This window comes from Rhodococcus sp. I2R (assembly GCF_020889545.1).
In the GTDB taxonomy this organism is placed as follows: domain Bacteria; phylum Actinomycetota; class Actinomycetes; order Mycobacteriales; family Mycobacteriaceae; genus Rhodococcoides.
Genome location: NZ_JAHUTG010000006.1, coordinates 105,359 through 117,595, shown reverse-complemented (window position 1 = coordinate 117,595; position 12,237 = coordinate 105,359). Strand labels below are relative to the sequence as shown.

At 65.5% G+C, this 12,237-nt stretch carries 11 protein-coding genes; 7 read left to right on the top strand and 4 right to left on the bottom strand.

Features of this window, described 5'->3' with window-relative positions; genetic code table 11:
* Nucleotides 1-6: 6 nt before the first annotated feature.
* On the bottom strand, nucleotides 7-2,244 hold the full coding sequence (locus KVY23_RS07935; protein ID WP_230555977.1) for an acyltransferase family protein: 2,238 nt from the start codon (nucleotides 2,242-2,244) through the stop codon (nucleotides 7-9).
* A gap of 36 nt (nucleotides 2,245-2,280) precedes the next feature.
* Nucleotides 2,281-2,838 carry a peptide-methionine (S)-S-oxide reductase MsrA gene (msrA, locus tag KVY23_RS07930; protein ID WP_206509744.1) on the bottom strand — a complete coding sequence of 186 codons (558 nt, stop codon included), beginning with the start codon at nucleotides 2,836-2,838 and terminating at the stop codon, nucleotides 2,281-2,283.
* A 139-nt stretch (nucleotides 2,839-2,977) separates the two neighbouring features.
* Here msrA and secA2 point away from each other — a divergent pair, with 139 nt between their 5' ends.
* The gene (secA2, locus tag KVY23_RS07925; RefSeq protein ID WP_230555975.1) at nucleotides 2,978-5,287 is read left to right on the top strand and encodes an accessory Sec system translocase SecA2; all 2,310 of its coding nucleotides are present in this window, start codon (nucleotides 2,978-2,980) and stop codon (nucleotides 5,285-5,287) included.
* On the opposite strand, the gene KVY23_RS07920 is transcribed toward secA2, so the two are convergent.
* Complete coding sequence (locus tag KVY23_RS07920; protein WP_206509746.1) at nucleotides 5,284-5,871, bottom strand: TetR/AcrR family transcriptional regulator C-terminal domain-containing protein; 588 nt, start codon at nucleotides 5,869-5,871, stop codon at nucleotides 5,284-5,286. The two genes, secA2 and KVY23_RS07920, sit on opposite strands and share 4 nt — an antisense overlap.
* Nucleotides 5,872-6,004: 133 nt before the next feature.
* Between KVY23_RS07920 and bioB the strand changes: the two genes are divergently transcribed.
* Genes bioB through KVY23_RS07905 form a run of 3 tightly spaced genes read left to right on the top strand, consistent with a single transcriptional unit; the run spans nucleotide 6,005 to nucleotide 7,816 of the window.
* Nucleotides 6,005-7,018, top strand: coding sequence for a biotin synthase BioB (gene bioB / locus KVY23_RS07915; protein ID WP_075840702.1), 1,014 nt, complete (start codon nucleotides 6,005-6,007; stop codon nucleotides 7,016-7,018).
* Nucleotides 7,019-7,028: 10 nt separating this feature from the next.
* Nucleotides 7,029-7,244, top strand: coding sequence for a hypothetical protein (locus KVY23_RS07910; RefSeq protein ID WP_075840703.1), 216 nt, complete (start codon nucleotides 7,029-7,031; stop codon nucleotides 7,242-7,244).
* A 20-nt stretch (nucleotides 7,245-7,264) separates the two neighbouring features.
* Entirely contained in the window at nucleotides 7,265-7,816 is a 552-nt protein-coding gene (locus tag KVY23_RS07905; protein WP_230555974.1) for a DUF2567 domain-containing protein, read from the top strand.
* On the opposite strand, the gene KVY23_RS07900 is transcribed toward KVY23_RS07905, so the two are convergent.
* Nucleotides 7,813-8,523, bottom strand: a complete 711-nt coding sequence (locus KVY23_RS07900) for an NUDIX domain-containing protein (protein ID WP_230555973.1) — start codon at nucleotides 8,521-8,523, stop codon at nucleotides 7,813-7,815. The genes KVY23_RS07905 and KVY23_RS07900 overlap by 4 nt on opposite strands.
* A gap of 79 nt (nucleotides 8,524-8,602) precedes the next feature.
* Here KVY23_RS07900 and nadA point away from each other — a divergent pair, with 79 nt between their 5' ends.
* From nadA to nadC, 3 genes are read left to right on the top strand one after another with little or no spacing between them, the layout of a single operon-like run.
* Nucleotides 8,603-9,691, top strand: a complete 1,089-nt coding sequence (gene nadA, locus KVY23_RS07895) for a quinolinate synthase NadA (RefSeq protein ID WP_230555972.1) — start codon at nucleotides 8,603-8,605, stop codon at nucleotides 9,689-9,691.
* Complete coding sequence (locus KVY23_RS07890) at nucleotides 9,688-11,301, top strand: L-aspartate oxidase (RefSeq protein WP_230555971.1); 1,614 nt, start codon at nucleotides 9,688-9,690, stop codon at nucleotides 11,299-11,301. The genes nadA and KVY23_RS07890 overlap by 4 nt, the downstream gene beginning before the upstream one ends.
* Nucleotides 11,298-12,203 (top strand): carboxylating nicotinate-nucleotide diphosphorylase, encoded by a 906-nt coding sequence (gene nadC, locus KVY23_RS07885; protein WP_230555970.1) that lies wholly within the window; start codon nucleotides 11,298-11,300, stop codon nucleotides 12,201-12,203. Before KVY23_RS07890 ends, nadC begins: the two co-directional genes overlap by 4 nt.
* The last annotated feature ends 34 nt before the right edge of the window (nucleotides 12,204-12,237 follow it).

Genomic DNA, 12,237 nt, shown 5'->3' with positions numbered 1-12,237 from the left:
CCCGGCTTACCACCAGCCGGTCGCGGCAGCTATCTGCCTACCCAGCTCGGGTGCCATCGTGCGCATGTATGTAGCGGTCAGGTGATGTTCGTCGCGGTAGATCAGCACGTTGCCCTCGATGACGCGGCAGACTGCTGTGTCGCAGAGCGCGTTCGTGAGGTCGAGTGGCAGGACGGCCGGCTGACGGAAGGATGCGGCGAGGGTCGGGTTGACCGCATCCAACGCATCGCTTCGGCGCATCCCACAGGATGTCGCGTCACCACCGTCGGCGAGGCAGTCGATAGCCCGATATGCGACGTCCTCACGGGCGAGCCACGCGTTGTCGCGTACCCCGAGGACTTCGATGCCGTAGGACGCCAGTTCGTTCCAGACGTCGATGTACCAATCTGGGGTGTAGTCACCGGGGCCTTGCTCTCTCGGGCGGCTCGACGTGGTGAACACGTAGTCCGGTCGGAGTTCCCCCATGCGATCGAGCGCCGCTCGTGACCACTCGACACACCCCGGGTATTCGTTGTCGCCGAGGAGCACCATGTGTCCTGCGGTGAGGGGGCACCCCATCTTCAGGAACGTGACAACGCGGAACCCTTGTTCGCGCCCGAGCAGGTCCACTGCGGTCAGCCAGTGTTCGGCGTGCGAGCCGCCTGCGAGGGCCACTGTTCGAGAGGCGAGGGTATCGCCGTATTCGCAGCTCAACACGTCGGTCGTCTCGAAGTCGGCGATGCACCCGTCGATCGTGCTCTGCGGGAGATCCTCCGGAGCGGAGAACAGCTCGGGGACCACCTCGGCGTCGTCGGGCACGTTGCCCTTGGTCAGTGCGAGTGCCCCCGGGTAGAGCGCGGGATCCAAGGTGGAGGTGGCCTGGAGGTCGGCCACCGACTGCCGGATGAAGTGATCCCAGCTGATGGCACCGACTACCAGCACAGCGGCGAGTACTGCCGAAACGGCTGCGATGGTTGTGGCGTGGAACGATCGGGGGGAGGCCTGCACCGGCTTTTCCAACAGCCGAACCGTGCCCATGGCGAGAAGGACCGACGCGGCGATGACGAGTGCGCCGGTGGCGAAGTCTGCCGTCGGTGCACCTGTGTAGGCGAGCGTGAAGATCAGTATCGGCCAGTGCCACAGGTACAGCGGAAACGCGATCGACCCGAGCCACAGGCTGAACCGGGTGCTGAGCAGGTGCGCCACCGCCGTGTTCGGCCCGGCGATCACCAGCGCGATCGTCGCCAGGACCGGGAGCAGCGCCCACGGGCCCGGGAACTCCTCGACCCCGCTCACCACGAAGCCGCAGGCGAGGATCGCGATCAGGCCAGCGGAAGCGAGGACTGTTCTGGACGCTCGGTTCGACCAAGACAGGTCGGCCCAGGAGCCGGAGTTGGGCGGCCGCCACGCGAACAGAGCCGCGACTGCTGCGCCCAGCAGGATCTCCCAGAGGCGCGCACCGGTGTCGTAGTAATTCCAGGACTGCAGGCGCGCCGTGCCGTCGGCGGCGTAGACGAACGACACCACTGCAATGCCCATGAAGATCACGAAGAAGATTCGCGGGTGGGGACTGAATCTGTGTCCGCCTCGTGAGCGACGGAGAACCCAGGCCAGACCGAATACGAGGAGGGTCGCCGCCAGATAGAACTGGAACTGAACAGCGACCGACCACAGGTGCTGGAGAGGGCTGACATCGGGATCGGCTGCCAGGTAGTCCTGTGACGTCGACGCCAACTCCCAGTTCACGAAGAAGAAGACACCCGAGATCAATTGGTTGCCGATATCGACCCACCGCGTCTGCGGAAGCAGGACGATAGTGGCGATCGCGACGCCGAGCAACACGATCACCAGCGGCGGTCCGAGGCGGCGCAGCACGCGTCCGAGCCGAGTGAACGGATTCAACGACCCACCGGATGCGGCCGCGCGAATCAGTGACGCCGTGAAGAAGAAACCGGTGAGGGTGAGAAACACATCGACGCCGCCGGAGACCCGACCCATCCAGACGTGAAATACCACCACGAGCGCAATTGCGACGCCGCGGAGACCGTTGAGATCCTCCCGCAACGCCGGACGCGGCTTCGTCGGTGCAACGGCGTGAGCATCTGTCTCCGCGACGCCTGCTGGTGAGTACTGGGCGTGCATAAGGGGGCTGAAGCTCCGGGGGTCGGCGATTATCGGGGTGATGTCCTGTTGGCGCGAACGATACTTTGCGTTCACCTCGGAGAACAATCGCCGACCACCGGTGGCCGGTGTGCGATCGAACACGCCTCGCGCACCGGCCCGAAGAGGCAGCCGACTGGGCTAGCTGCCTGCTACTTCGCGGCGGGGCAACTTCCAGCCCGGGCGAACGAAGTGGCAGGTGTAGCCACTCGGGTAGTTCTGCAAGTAGTCCTGGTGTTCGGGCTCGGCCTCCCAGAACGGGCCTGCTGCGGTCACCTCGGTGACGACTTTTCCGGGCCACAATCCTGACGCGTCGACGTCGGCGATGGTGTCCAGCGCCACTCGCTTCTGTTCGTCGGTGGTGAAGTAGATCGCCGAGCGGTAGCTCACTCCCACGTCGTTCCCCTGACGGTTCTTCGTCGACGGGTCGTGTATCTGGAAGAAGAACTCCAACAGGTCCCGGTACGAGATCACAGATGAGTCGAAGACGATTTCGACTGCTTCCGCGTGCGTGCCGTGGTTGCGGTATGTCGCGTTGGGGACGTCACCCCCGGAGTATCCGACGCGAGTGGACAGCACGCCCGGCTGATGCCTGATCAGCTCCTGGGCGCCCCAGAAGCAACCTCCGGCGAGGATGGCGGTCTCGGTGGTAGTGCTCACTTGATGTACTCCTTCGTCGGAACTCGCTGCGTACTCCATGGACTCGAACAGCGATGGACTCGAACAGCGCTCGATGTCGACCGTAACCCTCGGCCTGGAGGAATGCAGCGGCGCCGTCAGTAGGCTGGTAGAGACGATGCGCGAGCATCGCGGTGGCTTCGCATGTAGGGATTGGTGAATGGCATTCGGTTCTGATCGGTTCTGGAAGGTGCTCGGGCGCTCGGCGCAGAAGCGTCAGGCGCGTTCGCGTACTCAGGTGGACCGGGCGGCTGCGCATTCGGCCTGGGCGAGCGCGTTGTCCGATACGGACATCGCCACCGCGGCCAACGAGCTGCGCGTCCACACCGGCAGCGAACTCGATGTCCCGCGATACCTGGCACTCGTTCGTGAGGCATCGAGCCGTTCGCTTGGCATGACCCCGTTCGATGTGCAGCTCCTTGCCGCGCTTCGCATGCTCGAAGGCGAAGTCGTCGAGATGGCGACCGGCGAGGGCAAGACACTGGCCGGAGCCATGGCCGCCGTCGGATACGTCCTGTCTGGCCGCTCCGTGCACGTGGTGTCGATCAACGATTTTCTTGCTCGTCGAGATGCTGAATGGATGGGCCCGATGTTCGGCCTTCTCGGCATTCGGGTCGGCTCGGTGTCCGAATCCTCGACGCTCGACGAGCGTCGGGCGGCATACGGCAGCGATGTCACGTACGCCTCGGTCAACGAAGTCGGTTTCGATGTGCTTCGCGACCATCTCGTGGACGACGCCGAAGACCTGGTGACGGCGACACCCGACGTGGCATTGATCGATGAAGCAGATTCGGTGCTGGTCGACGAGGCTCTGGTGCCGCTGGTGCTGGCGGGCTCGGTCTCGACCGAGGTGCCGGCGGCGAAGGTCATCGAGACAGTTCGCCTCCTGGAAGCCGGAACGGATTTCGACACCGACACCGACGGCCGGAACGTCTTCCTCACCGACTCTGGTGCAGAGCGAGTGGAGAAGGAGTTCGGCGGAATCGACCTGTACTCCGAGGAGCACGTGGGATCGACGCTCGTGTCCGTCAACGTCGCCCTGCACGCTCAGGTGCTCGTCAGGCGAGACGTGCACTACATCGTCCGTGATGGACGGGTCCAGTTGATCAATGCCTCGCGCGGTCGCGTCGCCGAACTACAACGGTGGCCCGACGGATTGCAGGCGGCAGTGGAGACCAAAGAGGGCCTCAAACCCACCGAGACCGGTGAAATCCTCGACACCATCACTGTCCAGGCACTGATCGGCCGGTACGCAACCGTGTGTGGCATGACCGGCACGGCCCTGGCGGCCGGTGAGCAACTCAAGAAGTTCTACGGGCTCGGTGTGTCCGTCGTTCCGCCGCACCGACCCAACATTCGCCTCGACGAGCCCGATCGCGTCTACGACACCGCGGCCCACCGCAACGCCGCCATGGTGGCTCATGTGAAGGAAATCCACGAGAGCGGGCAGCCGATTCTGATCGGCACCCACGATGTGGCCGAGTCGGAGGAGGTGAATGCGTTGCTCGCGGCGGCAGGTGTGCCCGCGGTGGTTCTCAACGCCAAGAACGACGCCGAGGAAGCGGATGTGATTGCCCGAGCGGGCGTTCGAGGCGCGGTGACGGTCTCCACCCAGATCGCCGGCAGAGGTACCGACATCAAGCTCGGCGGCCCCTCCGGCGACGTCGCGGCACGCGATGAGGTGGCCGAGCTGGGTGGTCTCCTCGTGGTGGGGACGGGTCGTCACACCACCGAACGACTCGACAATCAGTTGCGGGGTCGCGCCGGTCGGCAGGGTGACCCCGGGCGGTCGGTGTTCTTCTCGAGCTGGGAGGACGAGGTCGTGACAGCGAATCTGGGTCCGAAGGACAAGCCTGGGCAACACGATGATTCGGGTCTGATCACGGCGCCGGGGGTGGCGTCGAGAATGGACCATGCCCAACGCATCGCCGAGGGGACGATGCTCGAGGTGCACTCGCGGACGTGGCGTTACAACCAGCTGACGGCGCAACACCGCAGCATCCTCGACGCACGACGGGCGACGTTTCTGGCCTCGAACGAGGCTCTCGATGTGTTGTCCGCCGCTGTCCCTGCCCGCGCGGCGACGTTGCGCGAGTCGATCTCGGAGGATGTGCTCGTGACGGCGGCGCGCCGAATCGTGCTGTTCCATCTCGATAGATCGTGGTCGGAGTACCTTGCTCACCTGGCCGATGTACGGGAGAGCATCCACCTGCGTGCGTTGGGACGCGAGAACCCGCTCGACGAGTATCACCGCATTGCCGTGGAGGCGTTCGGGGAGTTGTCGAACAAGGCGATGGAACAGGCCTGCGCGACGTTCGAATCCGCGGAGATCACCGCCGAGGGAATCGACCTCGACGAGGCAGGTCTGCAGCGTCCGACATCGACGTGGACGTACATGGTGCACGACAATCCATTTGCGGGCAATACTGCCAACAGCGCCGGTCTCGGACCGATTTTCGGCGGCAGTTAGATACGGGCGTTCTCGCCGAGTTTGTGGCGGACACCGTCGATGAACAAACCGAGACCGAAGTTGAATCGTGTTGTCGCATCGGGAGTCTCGAACAGGGGCGAAGCGTGTTCGGAGAGTGCCCCCGCGGAGTCCATCTGCATCCGCGCCTGCTCGTCGACGGTCTGGCCGAGGATGTAGTAGAGCAGGGTGTCGGCGGTCGGCTCGGCGTCGCGACGGGTGAGGCCCGCGCGAATGCACACTGCGGCGAGGCGCTCGCGAATGTTGTTGGTCACCAGCCGTGATGCGTAGGTGGCCGCGACCAGTTCTGCGCCGTCTCGGCGTGAGAGCAGTGCATTTCTGAGGCGGTGCGCGAGATCGCGCAGCCGCTCGTCCCATGTCTCACCCGAGGGTGGCGCGTCGACATCGGCGAGCAGCGCGTCTGCGATCGCGCCCAGCAAGGATTGCTTGTCCTTGAAGTGCCAGTACAGGGCGCCGGGGCCCACGTGCAGCGACGTGGCCAGTCGACGCATCGTGAGATCGCCCAGACCGTACTCGTCGAGTATCGCGATCGCGCCGTCGAGGACGTCGGCTCTGCGCAGTTGCACTCCACACTCCCTGTCGTGATCGGCTTTTGACACCGTCCGATGCCCAGCATAGCCTGAACGCCGTTCAACTTGAACGGTGTTCAATTATGCGGTGTTCAACTATCGATGGCGTATTGCCGAACCAGGAGTGTCCGTGAGCCGAGTAGCAGACCGAAACGACATCCTCGACATCGCGCGCGAGCAGGTGCTGACCGACGGGGTGGGGCTGGACCGGGCGCAGGTCAGGAGCGCGCTCGACGTACCCGACGAGCGACTGGAGGAGCTGCTCGCTCTCGCTCACGAGGTCCGAATGGCGTGGTGTGGGCCCGAAATCGAGGTCGAGGGCATCGTCAGTCTGCAGACCGGCGGTTGCCCTGAGGACTGCCATTTCTGCTCGCAGTCCGGGTTGTTCGAGTCGCCTGTGCGCGCGGTTCGACTGGACATACCGAGCCTCGTCGAAGCCGCGAAGCAGACCGCAAAATCCGGCGCGACGGAGTTCTGCATTGTCGCTGCGGTACGAGCGCCCGACGACCGCTTGCTCGACCGCGTCGCTGCTGGGATCGAGGCGATCCGCAGCGAGGTCGAGATCGACATTGCGTGCTCGCTGGGAATGCTCGACCAAGCGCAGGTCGACCGGCTCGTCGGGATGGGCGTACACCGCTACAACCACAATCTCGAAACCGCACGCTCGTACTTCCCGCAGGTGGTCACCACCCACACGTGGGAGGAGCGGCGGGACACTCTTGCGATGGTGCGCGATGCCGGCATGGAGGTCTGCTGCGGTGGAATCCTCGGCATGGGGGAGTCGCTCGATCAACGGGCCGAGTTCGCCGCCGACCTGGCCGAAGTGCAACCACACGAGGTTCCGCTCAATTTCCTCAACCCGAGGCCCGGCACGCCGTTCGGAGATCTCGACGTGCTCCCGGCTTCCGAGGCGCTCCGCGCCGTTGCTGCGTTCCGCCTTGCTCTCCCGCGCACCATTCTGCGATTCGCGGGTGGCCGCGAGCTCACCCTGGGAGACCTCGGTGCCCGGCAGGGGATGCTCGGCGGCATCAACGCGGTGATCGTCGGCAACTACCTCACCACACTCGGACGTCCAGCGGAGGCTGATCTCGACCTGCTCGACAGCCTGCGGATGCCGATCAAAGCGCTCAATTCCACCATCTAAGGTGGACTGCGTGACGAGCGACGAGCGCTACAACCCCTACACGGGACGTCCCGTGCAGCCCGGGGATGGCGACAGGCTTCCCCGAGCGGTGATGCTCGGGCTGGAACCGCCTCGATTCTGTGCGGACTGCGGACGCCGCAGGGTGGTTCAGGTATTGCCGCACGGGTGGTCGTCGACATGCTCGCGTCATGGGGCGATCGACTCGGCTGCATTCGGAGAGCGGTGACGACCATGCAGCGAAGGCGGATGGCCGGTTTGCCCATAGCGGTGTCAGTGCTCGTCGGCGCGCTGAGCGGTCTGGTGTGGTCCGTCCTGGCGCCGCCGGAGCAGGTCGTCGTAGTCGCTCCCGGTGTGGGGGCCGCTCTGACGGGCGAGAGTTTGCATCGATTCGACGCGCTTGCATTGTTCGCCTGTGGTGCGTTCGTCGCGGGAATTGTGCTGCCGGTGGCATTCTGGGCATGGACGCGAGCCCGTGGACCGATGTTGTACCTGGGCTTGCTCGTCGGTGCTGCTCTCGGTTCCGCGGCGATGCTCGCAATCGGAATTTGGATCGCCGGCCTGATCCACCCCCGCCCCGAGGACTCGGCGGTCGGGTCGGTGGTGTCGGTAGCTCCCGGGATCGGGTCCCTGCTCGTGCTTGTCGTGCAGCCGTTGATCACCTCGCTTGTCGTCGTGCTGCTGGCGGCGATGAATCCGCACGACAATCTTCGGTACACCCCGGACGAAGACGTGCCGTGCGACGAGTTGGAGAGCGCGTCCGCGAACGGCACCGAGTACGTCGAGGCCGAGCGGCCCTAGTCCGGCAGCGTTTGGTTCGGAGGGCGCAGCGCCGCGAACTCGTCGGTCACCCGCAACGACGATTCGGCGAACCGGTACAGCGCCGGCGGGCGACCTCCAGCTTTGCCCGAGGGTGACGTCCTGCCTGTGGTTTCGATCACCTTGCGCCTGCCGAGCACGCGTTGGAGGTTGGTGGCGTCGACGTGATAGCCGAGGGCTGCGGAATATATCTCGCGCAGTGTCGACATCGCGAACTCGACGGGAGCCAGAGCGAATCCGATGTTCGTGTAGGACAGCTTGGCGATCAATCGATTTCGCGCGTGCGAGACAACGGTGCCGTGATCGAACGATGCTTCGGGAAGTGACGCAACCGGGTGCCAGGCCGTGTCCGGCGGCAGCGTCGGATCCGCATAGAAGGGCACGAGACCGAGGAAGTTCGACGCGATGCGCCTGGCACCGGGAACGCGGTGGGGATCGCTGAAAATGGATAGCTGCTCGAGGTGGGCGACCTCGCGGACATCGACCTTCACTGCGAGCTGCCGATGCGCCGACGTCGAGAGGTCCTCGTCGTCCTCGAGCACGCCGCCGGGAAGTGACCAGGTTCCCTTCTCCGGGTCCTTCGCGCGCTGCCAGAGCAGTACCGCTAGTTCAGGTGCCCTACCTGCGCCGAAGCTGCGAACTTGGAAGACCGCGATGAGGACTTCGTGCACAGTGCTACGATTGCGCATGTTTTCGATTGTAAGTCGAAAACCTGCAAGAACGAAATCCGGCATCAGCGGACCGGATGATGGACGAAGGAGAACCGCCATGGCGAGCAGTGCAACCGAGCTCGAACCCCGGGGCTTGCCAGGGGATGCAGCAGCGTCGACCGAGTCGGTGTGGGCCGGGACGGCCGACATCGTCGACGGTCCAGGCGGGTACAGCGGCGTCGAGCCCACCGAGGAGTGGGCGGCAGAGATCAAACGATTGGCGCGCAAGCGCGGCGCGACACTGCTCGCGCACAATTATCAGCTGCCGGCCATTCAGGATGTCGCCGACCACGTCGGCGACTCGCTCGCGCTCTCGCGCATCGCAGCCGAGGTTCCGGAAGACGAGATCATCTTCTGTGGCGTGCACTTCATGGCCGAAACGGCCAAGATCCTCAGTCCGTCGAAGACGGTACTCATCCCCGATCAGCGGGCCGGGTGTTCGCTGGCCGATTCCATCACCGCCGAACAATTGCGCGAGTGGAAAGCCGACTTCCCGCACGCGGTCGTCGTCTCGTACGTCAACACCACTGCCGAGATCAAGGCGCTCACCGACATCTGCTGCACGTCGTCGAACGCTGTCGAGGTGGTCGAGTCGATCGACCCGAACCGAGAGATCCTGTTCCTGCCAGACCAGTTCCTCGGCGCCCACGTCAAACGGGTCACCGGACGGGAAAACCTGCACATCTGGGCCGGCGAATGCCATGTGCACGCCGGCATCAACGGAGACGAACTTGCAGCGAAGTCGCGCTCACACCCCGATGCAGAGCTCTACGTCCACCCCGAATGTGGTTGCGCAACCTCGGCTCTGTACCTCGCCGGCGAAGGGTTCGTCACCGCGGACAAGGTCAAGATCCTCTCGACCGGCGGCATGCTCGACGCGGCCCGCACCACGGGTGCCAAACAGGTGCTCGTCGCCACCGAGATCGGGATGCTGCATCAGCTGCGCCGCGCCGCCCCTGATGTCGACTTCCAAGCCGTCAACGATCGCGCGTCGTGCAGCTACATGAAGATGATCACTCCGGCCGCGCTGCTTCGCTGCCTCGTCGAGGGCAAGGACGAGGTACACGTCGACCTCGACACCGCGCATGTCGCGAGCAAGTCGGTGCAGCGCATGATCGAGATCGGAAATCCGGGCGGCGGGGAGTGAGAACACCTCGCGGGACGACCGTCTCGTGGGAAGCGTCCGCTGACCTAGTCGTGGTCGGGGCCGGCGTCGCCGGGCTCAGCGCGAGGTTGGCTGCCGCACGTCTCGGACTGCGGGTGGTGACGGTCGCCAAGGGCGGCTCGGACGGGACGGCCACCCGCTACGCGCAGGGCGGCATCGCTGTTCCCGGTGATTCTCGGACTGCGGATTCGGTCGACGCGCACGTCGCCGACACGTGCGAGGCCGGCGGTGGTTTGTGCGACGAGTCCGCCGCCCGATCGATCATCGCCGACGGCCGGCGTGCGGTCGCCACGCTCGAAACGCTCGGGGCCTACTTCGACCGCGGACCGGACGGTGCGTGGGCGCGAACACGAGAGGGTGGCCACTCGGCGCACCGAATCGTGCACGCAGGCGGCGACGCGACCGGAGCCGAGGTACAGCGCGCGCTCGACGGCTCTGTTCTGCGCGACACCCCTGTTCTGCGCGACACCCGTGTTCTGCGCGACACCTCGGCCGTTCGAGTTCTCCTCGCCGACGGTGAGGTGGCCGGACTGCTCGTAGCCTCCGCCGACGGCTACGGCGTCGTCCATGCGCCCTCGGTTCTGCTGGCCACGGGCGGATCCGGCCAGCTGTACACCTGCAGTACCAATCCGGAAGGTGCCACGGCAGACGGCATCGCGCTGGCGTTGCATGCCGGCGCAGAAGTGGCCGATCTCGAATTCGTCCAGTTTCATCCCACGGTGCTGTTCGCCGCCGGGGCCACCGGTATTCGCCCCCTCGTGAGCGAAGCCGTTCGAGGTGAAGGTGCCCATCTCGTCGACACGGACGGGGTGAGGTTCATGACGGGCATACACCCTCTCGCCGACCTCGCTCCGCGCGATGTCGTCTCGCGTGCGATCGCGGAGCAGCTGCACCGGACCGGCGCCGAACACGTGTGGCTCGACGCGCGAGCGATCCGCAACTTCCACACGCGGTTTCCCACGGTCACCGCATCGTGTCTCGCAGCCGGGATCGACCCGCTCGACGACCTGGTTCCCGTGGCACCGGCTGCGCACTACGCCTGCGGAGGTGTGGTCACCGACGTTTCGGGCCGCACCAGCGTTCCCGGTCTTCTCGCAGCCGGGGAAGTTGCGCGCACCGGTCTGCACGGCGCGAACCGGTTGGCCTCGAACAGCCTGCTCGAAGGTCTTGTCGTAGGCGAGCGTGCCGGTGTGGCCGCCGCGCAGCGACGCGGTCGCCGTATCCCCGACTTCGACATCCCCGACTTCGATGCGGCCGTGGGCCCCACCCGCAGCGTCCCCAGAGCCGCTCTGCAGCAACTGATGACCAATAGCGCCGGAGTGGTCCGGGATTCGGAGGGCCTGCAGAACGCGGCATCGGCGCTGACCTCACTGGCGTGCGAAACGCCGCCCAGCGATCACGCCCGGGAGGACGCAGCCCTGACGCTCACAGCATCGGCCCTTGTCCTCGCTGCCACACAGCGGCGCGAAAGCCGCGGCGCGCACACCCGGCGTGATTTTCCGAACCTCGACCAGAACTCGGCGCGGAGCATTCGACTGCGTCTGCGCGACGGGGTACTCGAATCCACCGCCGCCCTGACAGGAGTGACATGACCAGCAGTGAGATCACCTCGAACACTTCGGGCGCGCACGACGCTCTCCGGCAGCAGGGGTTGGACGTCGACGAGGTGCGCGCGCTGGTCGCAACAGCCCTCGACGAGGACCTCCGGTACGGATCCGATGTGACGACCACGGCAACGGTCCCCGCCGACGCGTCCTGCACGGCCGCTGTCGTCGCGCGCGAGCCCGGCACCGTCGCCGGCCTCGACATCGCACTACTCGTGCTCGACGAGGTCATCGGGGCAGGCAACTACGACATCGTCGACCGGGCGGTCGACGGCGCCCGAGTGGCTCCGGGTCAGTCGATCCTCACGGTCACCGCACCGACACGGGGACTTCTGACCGCCGAGCGAACCATGCTCAACCTGCTGTGCCACCTATCCGGCATCGCGACCACTACTGCAGCCTGGGTCGCCGAGGTCGCCGATACCGACACCAGGATTCGCGACAGTCGAAAGACGTTGCCGGGGCTGCGTTCGATCCAGAAGTACGCGGTGCGGGCGGGCGGGGGCGTCAACCATCGCATGGGGCTGGGCGACGCCGCCCTGATCAAGGACAACCATGTCGTCGCGGCCGGATCGGTGGTGGCAGCGCTGAAGGCGGTGCGCGCAGCTGCGCCCGATATCGAGTGCGAGGTGGAGGTCGACAGCCTCGAGCAGCTCGACGCTGTGCTCGCGGAGGACGTCGAGCTGGTTCTGCTGGACAACTTCGCTCTCTGGCAGACGCAGATGGCCGTACAACGCCGCGACAAGCTGTCTCCGATGACGCGCCTGGAATCCTCCGGCGGACTGACGCTCGATGTGGCACACGACTACGCGAGGACCGGAGTGGACTTCCTGGCGGTCGGTGGCCTCACACATTCGGTGCGGGCGCTCGATCTCGGGCTGGACATGTGAAGACCGGATTCGCGCGCAGTTCGGCGTGATCTTG